This is a genomic window from Streptomyces sp. NPDC006487 (assembly GCF_042870555.1).
Taxonomy (GTDB): domain Bacteria; phylum Actinomycetota; class Actinomycetes; order Streptomycetales; family Streptomycetaceae; genus Streptomyces.
The window spans coordinates 20,989-42,973 of the sequence record NZ_JBIAHN010000024.1 but is presented as its reverse complement, the minus strand read 5'-3'; the positions used below and the strand labels follow the sequence as shown (position 1 = coordinate 42,973).

Genomic DNA, 21,985 nt, shown 5'->3' with positions numbered 1-21,985 from the left:
TCGACGGGATCGACCGGGATCCAGCCTCGCCGGCGTTCGAGGCGCGGGGTCCGGGGCGGAGCCACGGGGAACGGTGGAAGGACGGGTGGGGGACGGCCCCGCAGGGCTGCCCGCACCCCCCGACGGGCTACGGCAGCGCGCGCCGCATCGACCGGTGCGGAATCCCGGCGTCCTGGAACTCCGGCCCGTAGGCCACGTACCCCAGCCGCTCGTAGAACCCCATCGCATGGGTCTGCGCGCCCAAGTCGACGGCGGACAGCCCCAGCCGAACCGCCTCCGCCTCGATCGCCCGTACCAGCGCGACCCCCACCCCGAGCCCGCGCGCGGACTTGGAGACGGCCAGCCGTCCGAGCGAGCCGACCTCCGGGGAGCCCGTCTTGCCCAGGGCCCGCGGCCCGTACAGCAGCCGGCCGGTGCCCAGCGGCGCCCCGTCCGGCCCCTCGGCCAGCACGTGCACCGCGATCTCGTCGTACGCGTCGTACTCGATCGACTCCGGCACCGACTGCTCGACCACGAAGACCTCGGTCCGCACGGCGAAGCAGGCCTTCAGGTCCCCCTCGGTGACGGCGACCCGTACGACGACACCGCCGGCGGTCACTCGCTCTCCTTGCGGATCACGTCCAGCGCGTTCTGCAGGTCCGCCGGGTACGTGCTCGCGAACTCGACCCACTGCCCGTCCGACGGGTGCTCGAAGCCGAGCCGCACCGCGTGCAGCCACTGCCGGGTGAGCCCGAGGCGCTTCGCGACGGTCGGGTCGGCGCCGTAGGTCAGGTCGCCGACGCAGGGGTGCTTGTGGGCGGCCATGTGCACGCGGATCTGGTGCGTGCGCCCGGTCTCCAGCTTGATGTCCAGCAGCGAGGCGGCGCGGAAGGCCTCGATCAGGTCGTAGTGGGTGACGGAGGGCTTGCCCTCCTGGGTCACGGCCCACTTGTAGTCGGCCGTGGGGTGCCGTCCGATCGGCGCGTCGATCGTGCCGCTCATCGGGTCCGGGTGGCCCTGCACCAGCGCGTGGTAGCGCTTGTCGACGATCCGCTCGCGGAACTGGTTCTTCAGCGAGGTGTACGCGCGCTCCGACTTCGCGACGGCCATCAGGCCGGAGGTGCCGACGTCGAGCCGGTGCACGATGCCCTGGCGCTCGGAGGCGCCGGAGGTGGAGATGCGGTAGCCGGCGGCGGCGAGGCCGCCGATGACGGTGGTGCCGGTCCAGCCGGGGCTGGGGTGCGCGGCGACGCCGACCGGCTTCATGATGACGACGATGTCGTCGTCGTCATGGACGATCTCCATGCCGGGAACGGGCTCGGCGACGAGCTCGACCTTCCGCGGCGGCTCGGGCATCTCGACTTCGAGCCAGGCGCCACCGTGCACACGCTCGGACTTCCCGACGACACTGCCGTCGACCAGCACCTTTCCCGCGGCCGCGAGTTCGGCCGCCTTCGTCCGGGAAAAACCGAACATACGGGCGATAGCGGCGTCGACGCGCTCGCCCTCGAGGCCATCGGGTACGGGCAGGGTGCGGATCTCGGGAATCGTACTCACCTGTCGAGTATGCAGGACTCGACAGAAGACCATTCCCGCGCTCGGTCCGCGCTCGGCCCCGATCGGCCTGCGGCTCGCAGGCCGGGTCAGTCCTTGTGGACGGTGCCGTCCGGGTCCAGGCCCTTGAAGGACAGCAGGACGATCAGGATCCCGCCGCACACGATCGCCGAGTCCGCGAGGTTGAAGACGGCGAAGTGGGCCGGTGCGATGAAGTCGACGACCGCACCGCGGAAGACGCCCGGCGAGCGGAAGATCCGGTCGGTCAGGTTGCCCAGCGCCCCGCCGAGCAGCAGGCCCAGGGCGATCGCCCAGGGCAGGCTGTAGAGCTTCCGCGCCAGCCGCACGATCACCACGATGACGGTGGCGGCGATGCAGGTGAAGATGATCGTGAAGGCCTCGCCGAAGCCGAAGGCGGCGCCGGGGTTGCGGATCGCGTCGAACTTCAGCAGGTCTCCGATGACCTGGATCGACGGCTGGTGCTCCAGCTTCGCGACGACCAGCATCTTGCTGCCCAGGTCGACGAGGTAGGCGAGGAGCGCCACGACGAGCAGGGCGACGATCCGCCGCCGCCCCTTGGGCGGCGCGGATTCGGGCTGGGTGCCGTCTTCCCCGACCTCCGGCGTACCGATGATGCGCTCCGCCTCTGCCACGTGAGTCCCTCGAACTAGCTCGAACCAGTTGTTGGACGGCACCGCGCCGACCGACCCGCCAGGTTCATGGACCCTGACGAGACACGAGAGTACGTCAGGGCACCCTCCGGCCGCCGCCCCGGCCGGACCTCGGCGGGAGCCCGCCGGCGCCGGCCCGCGGCCCTCCGGCGCCCGCCGGGCGCCCTTGCGGCACCCGCTCAGCCCCCGCTCAGTGCCGCCGCTCCTGCTTCTGCTTGCAGTCCACGCACAGCGTGGCCCGGGGGAAGGCCTGCATCCGCGCCTTGCCGATGGGCTGGCCGCAGTTCTCGCAGAGGCCGTACGTGCCCGCCTCCAGCCGTTCCAGCGCGCGCTCGGTCTGCTCCAGCATCGAGTTGGCGTTCGCGGCGAGGGCGAGCTCGGACTCCCGGGTGATGTTCTTGGTCCCGGTGTCGGCCTGGTCGTCGCCCGCGCCGTCGCCGGAGTCCCTCATCAGCCCGGAGATGGCCGCGTCGGAGGCCTGGAGCTCGGCGCGCAGTCGCAGCACCTCGCTCTCCAGCTCGGCCCGCGCCTCGGCAACCTCCGCCGGGGTCCAGGGATCCTCGCCGGGCCGTACGGCGAGCTCGCCGGGCGTCAGGCCCGCCGTGCCCCGCGCCTTGGGCAGCCCACTGGTCGCGGCCGTGGCCGTCTTCCTGGCCGTGCCGGTGCTCTTCTTGGCAACCACTTTCCGGGCTCCCGTCTCGTGCGCGGCCTGCGCCGCCCCCTCGGCCCCGGCCGTCTTGGCCGTGGCCTTCTTCGCGGCCGTCTTCTTGGCGGCCGACTTCTTGGCGGCGGCCGTCTTCTCGGCGGCGGGCGCCTTCCCGGCTGCCGCCTCCTTCGCGCCGTTGGCCTTCGCGCCGTCGGCCTTCGCCCCGGCCGCCGCCGTCCCGGTGCCGGCCGCCGCCTTCTTCGTGGCCGCCGTCTTCTTCCCGGCGGCGGCACCGTCCACCGGTCCGGCGGCCGGATCCGGGGCCGCCACCTCCGTCACCGGCTCCTGCGCCGGCTTCTCCGCAGCCTTCCCGACAGCCTTCTTGGCAGTACTCCCGGCGGTCTTCTTCGCCACCATGGCCGCGGCCCCTTCACATACTGTGATCATTGCTCGCGAATCGTGCCGGAACGATAAATCGACTCCGGCCCCGCGGCAACGGGGCACGCGTCCATCGAGGTCAACCTGCATCCGTTGTGCCCAGCGGAGAGCCCGGTAATCCGCCCCACCCGCCCCACCGCACCCCGGAACGGCCCGTCGGCCCATTCGGGTCAATCCGAGCCCGGGTCCGAGCCCCGGTCCGAGCCCCCGTCCGGACCCCCGTCCGCGCCCCGCCCGGACCCCCGCGCCACGCCCCGTAAACCGGTCTGCCGACGCGCCCCCCGGCCCGTACACTGGGCCCAGCGAGAAGCATGGATGGGGACGAGTAGCGTCGGACGCAGCCAGGAGCGACCCGGGGACGGTGAGAGCCCGGGGGCGAGCGCGATGCGAAGGATCACCCCGGAGCCGCCGGAAGAAAGCCCACCGGGATTCCCGTAGGGCGAGTAGAACCGGCTTCGCACCCCAATGAGGGGGCCGACGGACCACAGGTCCGCAGGCCAAGGAGGGTGGTACCGCGGGAACAGCTTTTCCCTGATTCGGGGGAGGGCGGCTCTCGTCCCTCCGGACGGAAGTGACACCCCGCCGGAGGAAGAGTTCAGCCTCATGACCACACCGCCGCAGTACCGCCCGGTACCCGCCCAGGTCGACCTGCCTGCCCTCGAGCACGCGGTCCTCGACTTCTGGCGCGAGAGCAAGACCTTCGCCAAGACCCTGGAGCAGTCCGAGGGCCGCCCCGAGTGGGTCTTCTACGAGGGCCCGCCCACCGCGAACGGCATGCCCGGCGCGCACCACATCGAGGCACGCGTCTTCAAGGACGTCTTCCCCCGCTTCCGCACCATGCGCGGCTACCACGTGGGCCGCAAGGCCGGCTGGGACTGCCACGGCCTGCCCGTCGAGCTCGCCGTCGAGAAGGAACTGGGCTTCAACGGCAAGAAGGACATCGAGGCGTACGGCATCGCCGAGTTCAACGCCAAGTGCCGCGAGTCGGTGACCCGCCACACCGACGCGTTTACCGAGCTCACGAACCGGATGGGCTACTGGGTCGACCTCGACGACGCCTACCGCACCATGGACCCCGAGTACGTCGAGTCCGTGTGGTGGTCGCTGAAGGAGATCTTCAACAAGGGCCTGCTCACCCAGGACCACCGCGTCGCCCCCTGGTGCCCCCGCTGCGGCACCGGCCTCTCGGACCACGAGCTGGCCCAGGGCTACGAGACGGTCGTCGACCCCTCGGTCTACGTCCGCTTCCCGCTGACCTCCGGCCCCCTCGCGGGCGAGGCGGCGCTCCTGGTCTGGACGACCACCCCGTGGACCCTGGTGTCGAACACGGCCGTGGCCGCGCACCCCGAGGTCACCTACGTCGTCGCCACCAACGGCGCCGAGCGGGTGGTCGTCGCCCAGCCGCTGCTGGAGAAGTCCCTCGGCGAGGGCTGGGAGGCCACCGGCGAGTCCTTCACGGGCAAGGAGATGGAGCGCTGGACGTACCAGCGCCCCTTCGACCTGGTGGAGTTCCCGGCCGAGGCCCACTACGTCGTGAACGCGGAGTACGTCACGACCGAGGACGGCACCGGCCTGGTCCACCAGTCCCCCGCCTTCGGCGCCGACGACCTCGCGGTCTGCCGCGCGTACGGCCTGCCCGTCGTGAACCCGGTCCGCCCCGACGGCACCTTCGAGGAGGAGGTCCCGCTGGTCGGCGGGATCTTCTTCAAGAAGGCCGACGAGAAGCTGACCGCGGACCTCGACGCGCGCGGCCTGCTCTTCAAGCACATCGCCTACGAACACAGCTACCCGCACTGCTGGCGCTGCCACACCGCCCTGCTCTACTACGCGCAGCCGTCCTGGTACGTCCGCACCACCGCCGTCAAGGACGCGATGCTGCGGGAGAACGAGAAGACCAACTGGTTCCCGGACTCCGTCAAGCAGGGCCGCTTCGGCGACTGGCTGAACAACAACATCGACTGGGCACTGTCCCGCAACCGCTACTGGGGCACCCCGCTGCCCATCTGGCGCTGCGAGGAGAACCACCTCACCTGCGTCGGCTCCCTCGCGGAGCTGAGCGACCTGACGGGCACCGACCAGTCGAACCTGGACCCGCACCGCCCCTACATCGACGAGGTCACCTTCCCCTGCACGGCGGAGGGCTGCGCCCTCACCGCGGTCCGCGTGCCGGAGGTCATCGACGCCTGGTACGACTCGGGTTCGATGCCGTTCGCGCAGTGGGGCTACCCGCACAAGAACAAGGAGATCTTCGAGAAGCGCTACCCCGCGCAGTTCATCTCGGAGGCCATCGACCAGACCCGCGGGTGGTTCTACACCCTGATGGCGGTCGGCACCCTCGTCTTCGACAAGTCCTCCTACGAGAACGTGGTCTGCCTGGGCCACATCCTCGCCGAGGACGGCCGCAAGATGTCCAAGCACCTGGGCAACACCCTCGAACCGATCCAGCTGATGGACACGCACGGCGCGGACGCCGTCCGCTGGTTCATGGCGGCCGGCGGCTCCCCGTGGGCGGCGCGCCGCGTCGGCCACGGCACCATCCAGGAGGTCGTCCGCAAGACGCTCCTCACGTACTGGAACACGGTCGCCTTCCAGGCCCTGTACGCCCGCACGTCGAACTGGGCCCCCTCGGCCTCCGACCCGGCGCCGGCGGACCGCACGGTCCTCGACCGCTGGCTACTCTCGGAGCTCCACACCCTCACCACCGAGGTCACGGAGGCGATGGAGTCCTACGACACCCAGCGCGCCGGCAAGCTCCTCTCCGCCTTCGTGGACGACCTCTCCAACTGGTACGTCCGCCGCTCGCGCCGCCGCTTCTGGCAGGGCGACGCGGCCGCGCTGCGCACGCTGCACGAGGTCGTGGAGACGGTCACCCGCCTCCTCGCCCCCCTCACCCCCTTCATCACGGAGCGGGTCTGGCAGGACATGATCGTCCCGGTCACCCCGGACGCCCCGGAGTCGGTGCACCTGAGCACGTGGCCGGCCCCGGACGCCTCGGCGATCGACCCGGCCCTGTCGCAGCAGATGCAGCTGGTACGCCGCCTCGTGGAGCTGGGCCGCGCGACGCGGGCCGAGTCGGGCGTGAAGACCCGCCAGCCGCTGTCCCGCGCGCTGGTCGCCGTATCGGGCTTCGAGACCCTCTCCCCCGAGCTGCACTCCCAGATCACGGAGGAGCTGAACGTCTCCTCGCTGGCCTCCCTCTCGGAGGTCGGCGGCTCCCTGGTCGACACCACGGCCAAGGCGAACTTCCGTGCGCTCGGCAAGCGCTTCGGCAAGGGCGTGCAGGACGTGGCGAAGGCGGTGGCCGCAGCCGACGCGGCGGCGCTGTCCCTGGCCCTGCGCTCCGGCTCCGCCGAGATCGAGGTGGACGGCTCGCCCGTCACCCTCACCCCGGAGGAGGTCATCATCACGGAGACCCCGCGCGAGGGCTGGTCGGTGGCGTCCGACTCCGGCGCGACGGTCGCCCTGGACCTGGAGATCACTCCGGAGCTGCGGCTCGCGGGCCTGGCGCGTGACGCGATCCGCCTGATCCAGGAGGCCCGGAAGAACTCCGGCCTCGACGTCGCGGACCGCATCGCCCTGCGCTGGTCCACGTCGGACCCGGAGCTGGTGACGGCCCTGACGGACCACGCTTCGCTCATCGCCGACGAGGTCCTGGCCACGGACTACGCCTCCGGCGAGGCGGACGCGACGTACGGCGACCCGTTCGAGGACGAGCCCCTGGGCCTCACCTTCCGCCTCCGCAAGGCGTAGCCCTTCGGCCTGTGGCCCGGCGCCCCCTCCTGGGGGGGTGCCGGGCCACAGCTGTTTCTGTCCCCTACCCGCCCTTCCACCGTTCCCCGGGCTCCGCCCGGACCCGCGCCTCAAACGCCGGCGAGGCTGGATTTCCCATCCCCCGGCGATCACGTGCAGGCTGACGCCGGCCACATCCAGCCTCGCCGGCGTTTGAGGCGCGGGGTCTGGGGCGGAGCCCCAGGGGGGTCCGGGCGCAGCCCGGGGAACGGTGGAAGGGCGGGTAGGGGACGGCTCTGCGCAGCGCCACCCGCCCCTGGCCCCGGGGGCCGTACCCGTCCGGGTACGCAAACGGGCCGGGCCCGGTGCCCCCGAAGGGGAACCGGGCCCGGCCCGACCGTCTGCCGACGGGCTACCGCTTAGTTGTCGTCCTCGTCGATCAGGAAGCCCCGCATGGGAGACGGCGCCTGCTGCATCGGCTGCGGACCAGCCGGCCGCACCGGAGCCATCGGCTGCGTCATCGCCGGGGACATCTGCTGCTGTCCGCCACCGTAGGAGGGGGCCATCGGGGACGGACCGCCCATCGGCGACGGGCCGCCCATCGACGGACCACCCATGGAGTGCATCGCACCGGCCGGAGCCATCGACGGGGTCGGCGACGGCGGCAGCGCGGGACCGGCGGGGTTCCGCGGCGGAGCCAGCGAGTCGTCGGCCTGCGTCTCCAGCTGGCGCAGCTGCGACTCCAGGTAGGACTTCAGACGGGTGCGGTACTCGCGCTCGAAGCCCCGCAGGTCCTCGACCTTGCGCTCCAGCGTGGCGCGGGCGGACTCCAGGGAGCCCATCGCGACGCGGTGCTTCTCCTGCGCGTCCCGCTCCAGCGCGTCGGCCTTGGCGCGGGCGTCCCGCTCCAGGCCCTCGGCGCGCGACCGGGCCTCGCCGACGATCTTGTTGGCCTCGGAGCGGGCCTCCGCGATCGCCTGGTCGGCGGTCTGCTGTGCGAGCGACAGGACGCGGGCGGCGCTGTCGCCACCGGGACCCTGCTGGGGAAGCTGCTGCGGCTGCTGGTGCATCTGCTGGCCCATCGGCTGCATCTGCTGCCCCATGGGCTGCATCTGCTGGCCCATCGGCTGGCCCATCTGCTGGCCGAGCGGGTTCTGGCCACCCATGGACTGCTGCTGCTGTGCCTGCATCGGGCCGCCCATCAGGCCGGGACCCTGCTGGCCCATGCCCTGCTGACCCATGCCCTGCTGGCCCATCTGCTGCTGCCCACCCATGGTGTGCTGCTGCATCGGGTTGCCCATCGGGCCGGGACCCTGCTGGCCGTGCTGACCGGGACCGGCCGGAAGCTGGGGCGGGCCACCCGGAAGCTGCGGCTGACCCATCTGGGGCTGCTGCTGCGGGGGGCCGGATATGGCCGCGGGCACGGGGGCGCCGGGGCCACGCTGGCCTCCACCGTCCTGGGGGTCCGGCTTGCGCATGCCCTGCTGCTGGTTCTGTGCGGCGGCACGCGTGGCGGCCGCCAGCTTGGCGCGCAGGTCCTCGTTCTCGCGCAGCAGGCGCGTCAGTTCGGACTCGACCTCGTCGAGGAAGGCGTCGACCTCGTCCTCGTCATAGCCTTCTCGCAGGCGGACGGTCGTGAACTGCTTGTTCCGCACGTCCTCGGGAGTCAGCGGCATGTCTTCTTCACCTCTACGTAGTCGTCGGCAGTCGGCAGGACCGTATCGGGACTGTCCCCGCGCCTGCGGGGGAGCTCATCGTTCACACGCTTCTCGCAGCGGTGCTCACGAAACTGATGAGGATGTAAACGATGATCATCAGAACGAAGAAGGACAGGTCGAGTGCCACGCCCCCGAGACGCAACGGCGGGATGAGCCGCCGAAGGAGCTTGAGCGGTGGATCGGTGACAGTGTAGGTGGCCTCCAGAACGACCACCATCGCCTTGCCGGGTGTCCATGAACGTGCGAACTGGAACACGTAGTCCATGACCAGTCGGAAGATCAGCACGATGAGGAAGCACATCAGCGCGATGTAAACCACTTGCAGTGCTACGCCCATCCCGCGCTTCCCTCTCCCCTGCTTCCGCCCTGTACCCGGTCCCGTATCTGACGGATCGGTCTAGCTTTGGTTGAAGAACCCGCCCTCCGCGATGCGGGCCTTGTCCTCCGCCGTGACATCGACGTTAGCAGGAGACAGCAGGAACACCTTCTGTGTCACGCGTTCAATGCTGCCGTGCAGACCGAAGACGAGACCTGCGGCGAAGTCGACCAGACGCTTCGCGTCCGTGTCGTCCATCTCCGTGAGATTCATGATCACCGGAGTGCCCTCACGGAAGTGTTCCCCGATGGTACGGGCCTCGTTGTAGGTCCGGGGGTGCAGCGTCGTGATGCGGTACGGCTCCCGCTCGGAGACGACCTTGGGCATGATCACGGGGGCGTTCTTCTCCATATTCGAGCGTTCGGGTGTGATGGACGCCACGGGGGCGATTCGCGCAGGACGTCCATTTTCAACCGGCATTGGGATGGGTTCCCTTGGCGCCGGAGGCTGGGCAACTCGTACCGGTTCGTCCGATACGGGCGTTTGATGCGAAACGGGTTGCGGTCGACGGTCCCGCTCGCGCGACCGCTCCGGCTCCGGCTCGGGTTCGAACTCGTCGTCGGGGTCGTACCCCGGGTTGTCGTACCGGTCGTCCTCCACGAGGCCGAGGTAGACCGCCATCTTGCGCATCGCGCCGGCCATTCTCTGAGTCCTCCGCTCTGTGGTGGATCGCCCTGTCGCAGGTGTCTCGCCGTGTCACGAATGTCACCAACTGCCCGCGATCCACGTGGCCTGTCCGCTCATCGGCGGAAATGACCATATTTTCTGCTGTGGTCCGACTTTCTTCGCGACGTTACCCGAGCCGGGGTCTCGCGCCGAGTACCGCAGTGCCGACGCGTACATGTGTCGCACCGGCCGCAACGGCCTGTTCCAGGTCTGCGCTCATCCCGGCCGAGACCATCGTGGCAGCCGGATGGTCCGCGCGCAGGCGGGATGACAATTCCACCAGCCGCTCGAAGGCCGCTTGTTCGCGTCCCGCGTAGTGACCGGCCAGCGGAGCGACCGTCATGAGACCGTCGATGCGCAGTCCGGGGGCCGCCGCCACGAGATCCGCCAACTCGGCGAGCTGCTCGGGCGCCGCGCCGCCGCGGGCCCCCCGTTCGCCCGACTCGGCGTCGAGGGCGATCTGCACCAGGCAGCCCAGTTCCCGTCCGGCTCCCTCCGCGGCCGCCGAGAGGGCCGTGACGAGCTTGGGGCGGTCGACGGACTGCACGAGGTGCGCGTATCCCGCCACGGAACGGACTTTGTTCGTCTGCAACTGGCCGACGAAGTGCCAGGTGAGCGGCAGATCCGCACAGGCCCCGGCCTTGGGGGCCGCATCCTGGTCCCGGTTTTCCGCCACGTGACGGACACCCAGGTCCGCCAGCAGTCGTACGTCGCTCGCCGGGTAGGTCTTGGTGACCACGATGAGGGTCACCTCTTCCCGCTTGCGCCCGGCGGCCGCGCAGGCGGCACCGATCCGCTCCTCCACCCGCGCGAGGTTCTCGGCGAGCTCGGACTTACGATCCGTCATTCTTCAGTCCAACCAGACATATCCGGCAAGCCGCCCGGTCATCCGGTCGCGGCGGTACGAGAAGTGGTCCCGCGACTCCAGTGTGCAGACCGGGGACCGGCCGATGTCGGCCACCCCCGCCTCCGCGAGCTGCGCGTGCACGCCGGCGACCACGTCGACGGCCGGTGTCCCCCAGCTCGTCTCGGCGTACGCGGCCGGCACCACCTCGGCGACCGCCGCCCGCATCCCGGCCGGAACCTCGTAACAGCGCCCGCACACCGCCGGTCCGGTACGGGCCACCATGCGCGCGGGGTCGGCCCCGAGCGAGACCATCGCCTCGACGGCGGCGCCCACGACTCCGGCGACCAGTCCGGGCCGCCCGGCGTGGGCGGCTCCCGCGACGCCGGCGACGGGGTCGGCCAGCAGGACGGGCGTGCAGTCGGCGGTGAGGACCGCGAGGGCGAGACCCCGACGGGCGGTCACCACCGCGTCCACCGCCGGGACCTCCCGGTCCGGGCCCCACGGGCCGTCGACCACCGCCACGTCCCGGCCGTGCACCTGGTTCATCCAGACCACCCGGTCCGGCCCGATGCCCAGCGTCTTCGCCGCGGCGGCCCGGTTCGCGCGAACGGCGGCCGGGTCGTCTCCGACCGCGCCGCCGAGATTGAGCTCCTCGTACGGAACGGCGCTCACCCCGCCCCACCGGTCGGTGAAGGCGAAGTGGGCGCCGCTCGCGCTGTACTGCTCCAAAGTCACTTCAAGAAGTCCGGGACGTCCAGTTCCTCGGCCGGGCTGTCCTGGTACGGCCGGGCCGTGGGGACCTGCGGGGCCGGAGCCTCGGCGACCGGGACCGGCTCGCTGCGGACCGGCTCCTCGCGCGGGGTGACCGAGCCGAGTCCGCCGAAGGCCGGGCGGGCCGGCTCGGTGGCACGGACCGGAGCCGGGGCCGGCTCCTCGCGCTTGGTGGAGGCCGCGCCGATGACGTTGTCACGGCGGGCCGGGGGCTGTCCGCCGTCGAACCCGGCCGCGATGACGGTGACCCGTACCTCGTCGCCGAGCGCGTCGTCGATGACGGCTCCGAAGATGATGTTCGCCTCGGGGTGCGCGGCCTCGCTCACCAGCTGCGCGGCCTCGTTGATCTCGAAGAGACCGAGGTCCGAGCCACCGGAGATGGAGAGCAGCACGCCGCGGGCGCCGTCGATGGACGCCTCGAGCAGCGGCGAGGAGATCGCCATCTCGGCGGCGGCCACCGCGCGGTCGTCGCCGCGGGCCGAGCCGATGCCCATCAGGGCGGATCCCGCCTCGGACATCACGGACTTGACGTCCGCGAAGTCGAGGTTGATCAGACCCGGGGTCGTGATCAGGTCGGTGATGCCCTGGACGCCGGACAGCAGGACCTGGTCGGCCGACTTGAAGGCGTCGAGGACGCTGACCTGGCGGTCCGAGATGGACAGCAGGCGGTCGTTGGGGATGACGATGAGGGTGTCGACCTGCTCGCGGAGCTGGGCGATGCCGTCCTCGGCCTGGTTCGCGCGGCGCCGGCCCTCGAAGGTGAACGGCCGGGTGACCACACCGATCGTCAGGGCGCCCAGCGAGCGCGCGATGTTGGCGACGACGGGTGCGCCGCCCGTTCCGGTGCCGCCGCCTTCACCGGCGGTGACGAAGACCATGTCGGCCCCCTTGAGGACCTCCTCGATCTCCTCGCGGTGGTCCTCTGCCGCCTTGCGGCCGACATCCGGGTTGGCGCCGGCGCCAAGGCCCCGGGTGAGTTCGCGGCCGACGTCGAGCTTGACGTCGGCGTCGCTCATCAACAGCGCCTGGGCGTCTGTGTTGATGGCGATGAACTCGACGCCCTTGAGACCGACCTCGATCATTCGGTTGATGGCATTGACACCACCGCCGCCGACACCGATGACCTTGATGACTGCGAGGTAGTTCTGCGGTGCTGCCACGTCGAAGGCCTCTCGCCTCGAGTTACGTGTCGTTCGCCTCGCGGGCCTGCGGTGCGACGACTGATGCCGAAATTGGGACGGTCCGTACACGCCGACCCGAACCCTAACCCTGAAGTTTAGGGTTATGAGTGTGTCTGTTCCTTGGACTCTTCCGAACAGGACACTAAGTCGACAAGTAGCGCGTGTTCAACGAACACGCCGAACCTCCCGTTTTTCTTTTCACCCTATGTGATCACCCGTATCGGTGGCCAACCAGGGTGCGACGCTGTTCGACCGGACGTCAACTACCGGACACCGCCGGGGCGGTGGGGACGCTCACGTCGAATCGGTCAGCCTTGGGCGAGGCCTTCAGGAGCGCCGTCAGGGCGCGACCCTTCGCCTCGCCCTGTTCGCCGCTCCCCCAGACCACCGTCCGGCCGCCGGTCAACTCCAGCACCACCGAGTCGTAGGACCGGACCTTGACCTGCACGGTCTCCTCGCGGACGGATTCCGGGAGGACGCCGGCGATGGCGACGGCCTCGTGCAGCAGCCGTTCCTCGTCGAACCGGCGGCCGCTCGGAGACTGCCGGGCGCTCAGTTCGAGGAGCGGAACACCTGTCGGAGCTTGTCCGACCGTGTCGAATCGCACACCGGAAGCGTCCACTTCCACGAACTGCGCGCCCTTCCTGATGAGCAGGACGGGCTTGCGTTCCGTCACCTTCAACCCGATTCCGTGCGGCCAGGCCCGCACCACATCGACCGAATCGATGCGGGGCAGGCGGCCGCGGATCCGGGCCGCGATCTCGTCGGTGTCCACGGACATCAGGGGTGCGCCGACGGGAACGGCCGCCGCCGCCAGCACCTGTTCCCGGGTGAGGACCTCGGTGCCGGCGGCGGTGACCTTCTCGACCCGGAGCCAGGAGGATCCGTAGAGGATCCAGGTGCAGCCGGCGGCCAGCAGCAGCGCGAGGACCAGGCCGGCGACCACGAGGGGGCCCCGGCGCAGCCCACCCGGGAGCCGCCCGCCGGGGCGCGGCCCGCGGGGTCCCCCGGAGCCGGATCCCTTGGGCGGTTTCGGCGACTTGGGGGCCTTCGCGGTCCCCGGCCGCCGGAGCGGGCCGGAGCCCTTCCCGGCGGCTCCGGGGCCGCCACGCTGTGCGGTGCTCGCTCCGGCCACTCCTGTGCCTCCTGCGTCGGTGCTTCCCGCGTCAGCGGGCTCTGTTGGCTGCGATCGCCTCGTACACCATGCCGACGAGCAGCTCGTCGGCATCGCGCCGGCCGAACTCCGCGGCGGCGCGGGACATCTCGTACAGGCGGTGCGGGTCGGCGAGGACCGGGAGGACCTGGCTGAGCACCCACTGGGGCGTCAGTTCCGCGTCGTCCACGAGCAGGCCTCCGCCGGCCTTGACCACCGGCTGGGCGTTGAGCCGCTGTTCGCCGTTGCCGATCGGCAGCGGGACGTAGGCGGCGGGCAGCCCGACGGCGGACAGTTCGGCGACGGTCATCGCGCCCGCACGGCAGAGCATCATGTCGGCGGCGGCGTACGCGAGATCCATCCGGTCCACGTACGGTACCGGCACATAAGGCGGCATCCCGGGCATGTTGTCGACACGCGGCAGTTCGTTCTTCGGGCCGACCGCGTGCAGGATCTGGACCCCGGAGCGCTGGAGGGTCGGCGCGACCTGCTCGATCACCTCGTTGAGACGGCGGGCGCCCTGCGAGCCGCCCGAGACCAGGAGCGTCGGCAGGTTCGGGTCCAGACCGAAGGCGGCGCGCGCCTCCGGGCGGACCAGTGCCCGGTCGAGGGTGGAGATGGAGCGGCGCAGCGGGATGCCCACGTAGCGGGCGCCGCGGAGTTTGCTGTCGGGGGTGGAGACCGCGACGGCGAACGCGTACCGGGAGCCGATCTTGTTGGCCAGTCCGGGCCGCGCATTGGCCTCGTGGACGATGATCGGCACCCCGAGGCGCTTGGCCGCGAGGTAGCCGGGCAGGGCCACGTAGCCGCCGAAGCCGACGACGCAGTCGGCCTTGGTGCGCAGGAGGATCTCCTCCGCGGCCTTGATGGTGCCGCGCAGCCGTCCTGGGACGGTGATCAGCTCGGGCGTGGGCCTACGGGGCAACGGGACGGCCGGGATCAGTCCCAGCTCGTAGCCGCGCTCGGGCACCAGGCGGGTTTCGAGTCCGCGTTCAGTGCCGAGGGCGGTGATGCCCACAGAAGGGTCCTGCCTGCGCAGGGCGTCCGCGAGGGCCAGCGCCGGCTCGATGTGGCCGGCGGTCCCCCCACCGGCGAGTACGACATGCACCGAAATTCACCGCTCTCCGGACGGACGCTTCTTGACGCGCCGTCTCATCGACTTCCATCTCTGCCCGGTCCGCGGCCGGCCGTTCTTGGGCCTCCGCATCGCGAGCGCCGCCCGTGCCGCCGGCTCCTCACGCGCGAAGGCGATGAGCAGTCCGACCGCGAACATGGTCGGCAGCAAGGCTGACCCACCGTAGGAGAACAGCGGGAGCGGGACTCCGGCGATCGGCAGCAGGCCGAGCACCGCACCGATGTTGATCACGGCTTGCGCCGTGATCCAGGTGGTCACGCCTCCCGCGGCAAACCGTACGAAGGGGTCCTCCGTGCGTCCGGCCACGCGGATACCCGCATAGCCTAGGGCCGCGAACAGGGCGAGCACCGACAGCGTCCCCGCCAGACCCAGTTCCTCGCCGGTGATGGCGAAGATGAAGTCGGTGTGGGCTTCCGGCAGTTGCCCCCATTTTTCCACACTGGCACCCAGCCCGGAACCGAACCATCCGCCCGATGCGAGGGCGTAGATTCCGTGGACGGCCTGCCAGCACAGGTCGTTCTTGCCCGGTTCGGTCGCTCCGATGCAGGCGAGCCGGTCCATGCGGTGCGGGCTGGTCTTGATGAGCAGCAGGACGAGCACGCCCGCGAGGGCCAGTACCCCCGCGAACATCCTGGTCGGCGCCCCGGCCAGCCACAACAGGCCGAACAGGATGGCACCGAGGATCATCGCGGTGCCCATGTCCCCGCCCAGCATGATGAGCCCGAGCAGCAGGAAGGTGACCGGCACCAGCGGCACCAGCAGGTGCTTCCACTGGCTCAGCAGGTCCCTGTCGCCCTTGCGTGCCAGCAGGTCGGCGCCCCAGAGGATGAGGGCCAGTTTGCCGAACTCACTGGGCTGGAGCATGAACGGACCGCCAAGGGAGATCCAATTCTGGTTCCCGTTGACCGACACTCCTATCCCGGGGACCTGGACCAGGACCATGAGGAAGAGCGTGCCGGTGAGCACCGGATAGGACAGGGCCCGGTGGAGTTTCACGGGCATCCGGGAGGCGAGCAGCAGCAGTCCGGTGCCGATCAGGGCGGCCAGGAACTGCTTCTTGAAGAAGTACGCGTCGCCCAGGCCGAGCTGGAGCGCCTTGATCATGGAGGCCGAGTAGACCATCACCAGGCCGAGCACGGTGATGAGCAGCGAGCTGCCGAAGATCAGGTAATACGCGGTGAGGGGCCGGTCCCAGGCCCGGCGCAACTGCCGTTGTGTGCGCCGCAGCCGGGCCAGCGGCCCGCCGGCGGCGGGCCGCCCGGGCCTGGCCGCGGGGCGGCCCCTGCCCGGCACCCTGGCGGTCCTGGGCGCTCTGGCTCTGACGTCCTTGGGGGCCTTGTCGGCGGACGGCCGCCGCCCCGGCAGCACTTGCTTGGCCGGCATCTGTGATCTTCCCCTCCAACTCGTACGAGGCGAGCAGCCGGTCGGCCGGAGGGAACCTGCCCTGGATCGAGCGGATCCCAGGGGTCGTTCCTAGGCCCCCTCGGCGGCCAGTTCGCGCACCGCGTCGGCGAACGCGTCCCCACGCTTGCCGTAGTTCGCGAACATGTCCATCGAGGCGCAGGCAGGTGCCAGCAGAACCGTGTCGCCGGGCTCCGCGAGCCCGGCCGCTTCCCGGACCGCCGCGAGCATCGCCCCAGTGTCGGTCCGTGCGAGGTCCACGACCGGGACCTCCGGGGCGTGTCGCGCCAGTGCCTCGGCGATCAGGGCCCGGTCGGCGCCGATCAGCACGACGCCCCGCAGCCGCTTCGCCGCCTTCTGCACGAGCTCGTCGAAGGTGGCGCCCTTGGCGAGACCGCCGGCGATCCAGACGACCGGCTCGAAGGCCGCCAGGGAGGCTTCCGCGGCGTGGGTGTTGGTGGCCTTGGAGTCGTCCACGTACGTGACCCCGCCGACCTCGTCCACGTGGCTGACCCGGTGGGCGTCCGGCCGGAAGTCGCGCAGGCCGTCGCGGACGGCGCGCGGCTCCACGCCGAAGGCGCGGGCCAGGGCCGCCGCGGCGAGGGCGTTGGCGATGTTGTGCGGGGCCGGCGGGTTGACGTCCGCGACCTCGGCGAGTTCCTGGGCGTTCTTCCGGCGGTTCTCCACGAAGGCCCGGTCGACGAGGATGCCGTCGACCACGCCGAACATGGAGGGGCCGGGGGCGCCGAGGGTGAAGCCGATGGCCCGGCAGCCCTCTTCCACGTCGGCCTCGACGACCAGCTCCTCGGTGGCCTTGTCCGACGCGTTGTAGACGCAGGCCACCGTGTTGCCCTCGTAGATCCGGCCCTTGTCGGCGGCGTACGCCTCCATGGAGCCGTGCCAGTCGAGGTGGTCCGGGGCCAGGTTCAGGACGGCCGCGGAGTGGGGGCGCACCGAGGGCGCCCAGTGCAGCTGGTAGCTGGAGAGCTCGACGGCGAGTACGTCGTACGGCTCCTCGCCGAGCACCACGTCGATGATCGGGGTGCCGATGTTGCCGACGGCCGCCGTCCGCAGCCCGGCCGCCCTGAGGATGGAGGCGAGCATCTGGGTGGTGGTGGTCTTGCCGTTGGTTCCGGTGATGGCGAGCCAGGGGGCCGGTTCCCTGCGGGGCTCGCCGGACCGGGCGGCGCGCCGGTCCTCGGCGACCTCGCGCAGCAGCCAGGCGATCTCGACGTCGCCCACGACGTCCACGCCGGCGGCGGCCGCTGCCGCGAACAGCGGGCTGTCGGGCTTCCAGCCGGGCGAGGTGACCACGAGGTCCGTCCCCCCGGGCAGGGTCTGCGCGTCCGCGAGGCGTACGGAGATGCCCGCCGCCTGCAGCTCCGCGGCCCTCGCGCGGTGGCCCTCGCTGTCGCCGCCGTCCACGACGGTGACGACCGCACCCAGCCCGGCCAGGGCGCGCGCGGCGCTGATGCCGCTCACGCCGAGGCCGGCGACGGTGATGTTCTTGCCGTGCCAGGCGGTCACTTGTCCGCTGCCCATCCCGCGTAGAAGACTCCGAGGCCCACGATCACGCACATGCCCTGGATGATCCAGAACCGGACGACGACCAGGACCTCCGACCACCCCTTGAGTTCGAAGTGGTGCTGGAGCGGTGCCATCCGGAAGACGCGCTTGCCGGTCAGCTTGAAGGAGCCGACCTGGATGACGACCGACATGGTGATCAGGACGAAGAGGCCGCCGAGGAGCGCCATCAGGAACTCCGTGCGGGAGCAGATCGCGAGGCCGGCGAGTGCGCCGCCGAGGGCCAGCGAACCGGTGTCACCCATGAAGATCTTGGCGGGCGAGGTGTTCCACCACAGGAAGCCGAAGCAGGCGCCCATCAGGGCGGCGGCGACGACCGCGAGGTCCAGTGGGTCGCGCACCTCGAAACAGGCGGCCGGGTTGGTCAGGGTCTGCGCGTTGGCGCAGGACTCCTGGTACTGCCAGACGCCGATGAAGGTGTACGCGCCGAAGACCATCACGGCTGCGCCGGTGGCCAGGCCGTCGAGACCGTCGGTCAGGTTCACGCCGTTGGACATCGCCAGGATCATGAACAGCGCCCAGACCACGAACAGCACGGGGCCGATCGACCAGCCGAAGTCCGTGACGAACGACAGCTTGGTGGAGGCCGGGGCGAGTCCGCGCGCGTCCTTGAACTGCAGCGCGAGCACCGCGAAGGCGATGCCGACGATCAGCTGGCCGGCCATCTTGGCCTTGGCCCGCAGACCGAGCGAACGCTGCTTGACGATCTTGATGTAGTCGTCGAGGAAGCCGACCACGCCCATGCCGGCCATCAGCATGAGGACGAGGAGGCCCGAGAAGGTCGGCTGGCTTCCGGTGATCACCTTGGTCAGGGCGTACGCGATCAGCGTGGCCAGGATGAAGGAGATGCCGCCCATGGTGGGCGTGCCCTTCTTCCCGGCGTGACCGCGCGGCCCGTCGTCCCGGATGAACTGGCCGTAGCCCTTGCGGGCCAGACCCTTGATCAGCAGCGGGGTGCCGATGAGGGTGAGGAAGAGTCCGATGACTCCGGAGAACAGGATCTGCCTCATCGGCCGGCGACCTCGCCGTCGAGCAGGGCCTGGGCCACCCGCTCCAGACCGGCTGACCTGGAAGCCTTCACCAGCACGACGTCTCCCGGGCGCAGTTCACTGCGCAACAGGTCGACCGCCGCCTGCGCGTCGGACACGAGCACCGACTCCTCACCCCACGAACCCTCGTTATATGCGCCCAGTTGCAGCCAGGAGGCTTCCCTGCCCCCGACCGCGACCAGCTTGCTCACGTTGAGCCGGACGACAAGTCGTCCGACCGCGTCGTGCTCGGCGAGCGCGTCGTCTCCGAGCTCGGCCATCGGGCCGAGCACCGCCCACGTGCGGCCCCCGTTCGCCTTGCCGGCACCGCCCATCGCGGCGAGTGCGCGCAGTGCGGCCCGCATGGACTCGGGGTTTGCGTTGTAGGCGTCGTTGACGATCGTCACGCCGTCCGCCCGCTCGGTGACCTCCATCCGCCACCGGGACAGGCTGCCCGCCCCGGAGAGCGCGATGGCGATCTCCTCGACGGACATGCCCAGCACGTGGGCGACGGCGGCCGCGGCGAGCGCGTTCGACACGTGGTGCTCACCGTACAGCCGCAAGGTCACGTCGCTGCACCCGGTCGGTGTTCGCAATGTGAAGGAAGGCTGTCCCCTGTCCGTCATCCGGACCTCGGTGGCCCTGATGTCGGCGTCCTCCGCCTCGCCGAACAGCACCGTACGGGCCTTCGTGCGCCCGGCCATGGCACGTACGAGCAGGTCATCGGCGTTGAGGACGGCGATGCCGCCCTCCGCCTCGGACGGCAGGGCCTCGACGAGCTCGCCCTTGGCCTGCGCGATCTGCTCCCGGCCGCCGAACTCGCCGATGTGCGCGGTGCCCACGTTGAGGACCAGGCCGATGCGCGGGGGCGTCAGTCCGGTGAGGTAGGCGATGTGGCCGATGCCGCGGGCGCCCATCTCCAGGACCAGGTGCTGCGTGTCCTCGGTGACCCGCAGCGTCGTGATCGGCAGGCCGATCTCGTTGTTGAGGTTCCCCGGGGTCCACACGGTCGGCGCGTGGTGCTGCAGGACCTGGGCGATCAGGTCCTTGGTGGAGGTCTTGCCCGCGGAGCCGGTGAGGGCCACGACATCGGTGCCCAGACGTTCGACCACGGCACGGGCGAGCGCGCCCAGGGCGGCCACCACGTCGGGGACGACGATGGCCGGGACGCCGACCGGCCGGGTCGCCAGGACGGCCACCGCTCCGGCGGCCAGGGCGCGTTCGGCATAGTCGTGGCCGTCCACGCGCTCCCCGACGAAGGCGGCGAACAGACTGCCGGCGCCGACCTCGCGGGAGTCGTAGACCACGGGACCGGTGACCATGACGGACGGATCCGGTATGTCGTGGGGCTGCCCGCCGGTGATCTCGGCGATCTCGGCGAGGGAAAGGGCGATCACTGGTTCACCTCGGCCTGTCGGGGACGCTGGCGTGCTTGGGTCTCGATGGCCGCGCGCAGGACCGCACGGTCGTCGAAGGGGCGTACGACGCCCGCGGTGTCCTGGCCCTGTTCGTGGCCCTTGCCGGCCACCAGCACGGTGTCGCCGGCCTCGGCGCGCGCGACGACGGCGGCGATGGCCGCCGCCCGGTCGGCGTCGACGAGGACGGTGCCCCGCTCGGCGGGCGGTACGGAGACGGCGCCGCGGAACATCGCGGCGAGGATCGCGAGGGGGTCCTCGGAGCGCGGGTTGTCGGAGGTCAGTACGGCGGTGTCGGCGAACCGGGCGGCCGCGGCGCCCATCGGGGCCCGCTTGGTGGTGTCGCGGTCGCCGCCGCAGCCGATGACGACGTGCAGTTTGCCGGTGGTGACCTCGCGCAGGGCCCGCAGGACCGATTCGACGGCGTCCGTCTTGTGCGCGTAGTCCACGACGGCCAGGTACGGCTGCCCCGCGTCGACCCGCTCCAGCCGTCCGGGCACCCCGGGGACCGCGGCGACGCCGTCGGCGGCGGTCTGCGGGTCGAGGCCGGCGGCGGCGAGCGTGACCACGGCGGCGACGGTGTTGGCCACGTTGAACGGGCCGGGCAGCGGGGCGGTGGCCGTGACCCGCTCGCCCGCCGGACCCACCAGGGTCAGGGTCGAGTCCATGTGGCGCGAGACCACGTCCTCGGCCCGCCAGTCGGCGGACGGGTCGCCCGCGGCCGAGAAGGTGACGACCGGGATCGGCGACTCCTTGGCCAGGCGGCGGCCGTACTCGTCGTCGATGTTGACCACGCCCAGGCGGGCGCGGCGCTCGGTGAAGAGCTGCGCCTTGGCCTGGAAGTAGTCCTCCATGTCGGAGTGGAACTCCATGTGCTCCGGGCTCAGGTTGTTGAAGACGGCCACGTCGAAGACGCAGCCGTCGACCCGGCCGAGCACCAGGGCGTGGCTGGAGACCTCCATGGCGACCGCCTCGACGCCTCGTTCGCGCATGACCGCGAAGAGCGCCTGCAGGTCGGTGGCCTCGGGGGTGGTCCGCTCGGACTTGATGCGCTCGTCGCCGACGCGCATCTCGACGGTGCCGATGAGCCCCGTCTTGCGTCCGCCGCCGCGCAGTCCGCCCTCGACGAGGTACGCCGTGGTGGTCTTGCCGGAGGTACCGGTGATGCCGATCTGGAGCAGGGCCCCGCCCGGCCGTCCGTAGACCGCCGCGGCCAGTTCTCCCATCCGGCCGCGCGGGTCGGCGACGGCGAGGACCGGGAGTCCGGTGGCCGCGGCGCGCTCCGCGCCGGCCGGGTCGGTCAGCACGGCGGCGGCGCCGAGGGCGGCCGCCTGCGCGGCGAAGTCCGCGCCGTGCAGCTTGGCGCCCGGCAGGGCCGCGTAGAGGTCTCCGGGGCGCACGGCACGGGAGTCGTGCGTGATGCCGGTGATCCGCGTCTGCGCGCCGGGGACTTCCACTCCCAGCAGCTCCGCCAGCTCGCCGAGGGGGATCGGGCGGACGGACAGGGGGCGTGGCGCTCCCGGCGGCGCTGCCGGTGCGTCGTTCTGGGTGGTTCTGGGCTGATCAGCGTGGGGCACGGCGGTGAGCGTACCGGGCCCGGCGGGCCGCTCGCGAAGCGAGGGCCCGGCCTCGGGGGCGGCGGACGCGTGGTTCCCGGATTCGGGGGTGATCGTTGTCACTGATGGTGCCTCAC

18 protein-coding genes are annotated in these 21,985 nt (G+C 71.1%); 1 reads left to right on the top strand and 17 read right to left on the bottom strand.

Annotation, left to right across the window (positions count from 1 at the left end):
* Nucleotides 1-127: 127 nt before the first annotated feature.
* The 4 genes from ACFYM0_RS34100 to ACFYM0_RS34085 form a co-directional block, all read right to left on the bottom strand.
* Entirely contained in the window at nt 128-598 is a 471-nt protein-coding gene (locus tag ACFYM0_RS34100) for a GNAT family N-acetyltransferase (protein ID WP_388508455.1), read from the bottom strand.
* Nucleotides 595-1,536, bottom strand: coding sequence for an RluA family pseudouridine synthase (locus tag ACFYM0_RS34095; RefSeq protein ID WP_266909448.1), 942 nt, complete (start codon nt 1,534-1,536; stop codon nt 595-597). The genes ACFYM0_RS34100 and ACFYM0_RS34095 overlap by 4 nt, the downstream gene beginning before the upstream one ends.
* An 86-nt stretch (nt 1,537-1,622) precedes the next feature.
* Entirely contained in the window at nt 1,623-2,186 is a 564-nt protein-coding gene (lspA, locus tag ACFYM0_RS34090; RefSeq protein ID WP_327252300.1) for a signal peptidase II, read from the bottom strand.
* A gap of 208 nt (nt 2,187-2,394) precedes the next feature.
* Nucleotides 2,395-3,267, bottom strand: a complete 873-nt coding sequence (locus tag ACFYM0_RS34085; protein WP_388508451.1) for a TraR/DksA family transcriptional regulator — start codon at nt 3,265-3,267, stop codon at nt 2,395-2,397.
* A gap of 624 nt (nt 3,268-3,891) precedes the next feature.
* Between ACFYM0_RS34085 and ileS the strand changes: the two genes are divergently transcribed.
* A complete protein-coding gene (gene ileS, locus ACFYM0_RS34080; RefSeq protein ID WP_388508449.1) occupies nt 3,892-7,038 on the top strand; it encodes an isoleucine--tRNA ligase in 3,147 nt (1,048 codons plus the stop codon).
* 398 nt (nt 7,039-7,436) lie between these two features.
* Here the strand turns inward: ileS and ACFYM0_RS34075 are convergent, their stop codons facing one another.
* From ACFYM0_RS34075 to ACFYM0_RS34015, 13 genes are all read right to left on the bottom strand, one after another.
* On the bottom strand, nt 7,437-8,693 hold the full coding sequence (locus ACFYM0_RS34075) for a DivIVA domain-containing protein (RefSeq protein WP_388508447.1): 1,257 nt from the start codon (nt 8,691-8,693) through the stop codon (nt 7,437-7,439).
* Nucleotides 8,694-8,775: 82 nt separating this feature from the next.
* The gene (locus ACFYM0_RS34070; RefSeq protein ID WP_112450285.1) at nt 8,776-9,072 is read right to left on the bottom strand and encodes a YggT family protein; all 297 of its coding nucleotides are present in this window, start codon (nt 9,070-9,072) and stop codon (nt 8,776-8,778) included.
* Between the two features lie 60 nt (nt 9,073-9,132).
* Nucleotides 9,133-9,753 (bottom strand): cell division protein SepF, encoded by a 621-nt coding sequence (locus ACFYM0_RS34065; protein WP_388508444.1) that lies wholly within the window; start codon nt 9,751-9,753, stop codon nt 9,133-9,135.
* 151 nt (nt 9,754-9,904) lie between these two features.
* Nucleotides 9,905-10,624 (bottom strand): YggS family pyridoxal phosphate-dependent enzyme, encoded by a 720-nt coding sequence (locus ACFYM0_RS34060; protein ID WP_388508441.1) that lies wholly within the window; start codon nt 10,622-10,624, stop codon nt 9,905-9,907.
* A 3-nt stretch (nt 10,625-10,627) separates the two neighbouring features.
* Nucleotides 10,628-11,359, bottom strand: a complete 732-nt coding sequence (gene pgeF, locus ACFYM0_RS34055; protein WP_388508438.1) for a peptidoglycan editing factor PgeF — start codon at nt 11,357-11,359, stop codon at nt 10,628-10,630.
* A complete protein-coding gene (gene ftsZ / locus ACFYM0_RS34050; RefSeq protein WP_388508436.1) occupies nt 11,356-12,555 on the bottom strand; it encodes a cell division protein FtsZ in 1,200 nt (399 codons plus the stop codon). The genes pgeF and ftsZ overlap by 4 nt, the downstream gene beginning before the upstream one ends.
* 280 nt (nt 12,556-12,835) lie before the next feature.
* Nucleotides 12,836-13,711, bottom strand: coding sequence for a cell division protein FtsQ/DivIB (locus tag ACFYM0_RS34045; RefSeq protein WP_388508433.1), 876 nt, complete (start codon nt 13,709-13,711; stop codon nt 12,836-12,838).
* A gap of 31 nt (nt 13,712-13,742) precedes the next feature.
* Entirely contained in the window at nt 13,743-14,837 is a 1,095-nt protein-coding gene (murG, locus tag ACFYM0_RS34040) for an undecaprenyldiphospho-muramoylpentapeptide beta-N-acetylglucosaminyltransferase (RefSeq protein WP_243330148.1), read from the bottom strand.
* A 6-nt stretch (nt 14,838-14,843) separates the two neighbouring features.
* Complete coding sequence (gene ftsW / locus ACFYM0_RS34035) at nt 14,844-16,247, bottom strand: putative lipid II flippase FtsW (protein WP_388508431.1); 1,404 nt, start codon at nt 16,245-16,247, stop codon at nt 14,844-14,846.
* 90 nt (nt 16,248-16,337) lie between these two features.
* Entirely contained in the window at nt 16,338-17,807 is a 1,470-nt protein-coding gene (gene murD, locus ACFYM0_RS34030; protein WP_388508428.1) for a UDP-N-acetylmuramoyl-L-alanine--D-glutamate ligase, read from the bottom strand.
* The gene (gene mraY / locus ACFYM0_RS34025; RefSeq protein WP_388508426.1) at nt 17,789-18,859 is read right to left on the bottom strand and encodes a phospho-N-acetylmuramoyl-pentapeptide-transferase; all 1,071 of its coding nucleotides are present in this window, start codon (nt 18,857-18,859) and stop codon (nt 17,789-17,791) included. The genes murD and mraY overlap by 19 nt, the downstream gene beginning before the upstream one ends.
* Entirely contained in the window at nt 18,856-20,274 is a 1,419-nt protein-coding gene (gene murF, locus ACFYM0_RS34020) for a UDP-N-acetylmuramoyl-tripeptide--D-alanyl-D-alanine ligase (RefSeq protein WP_388508423.1), read from the bottom strand. The genes mraY and murF overlap by 4 nt, the downstream gene beginning before the upstream one ends.
* Nucleotides 20,271-21,971: a UDP-N-acetylmuramoyl-L-alanyl-D-glutamate--2,6-diaminopimelate ligase gene (locus ACFYM0_RS34015; RefSeq protein ID WP_388508420.1), complete on the bottom strand. Its 1,701-nt coding sequence runs from the start codon at nt 21,969-21,971 to the stop codon at nt 20,271-20,273. Before ACFYM0_RS34015 ends, murF begins: the two co-directional genes overlap by 4 nt.
* Between the last annotated feature and the right edge of the window lie 14 nt (nt 21,972-21,985).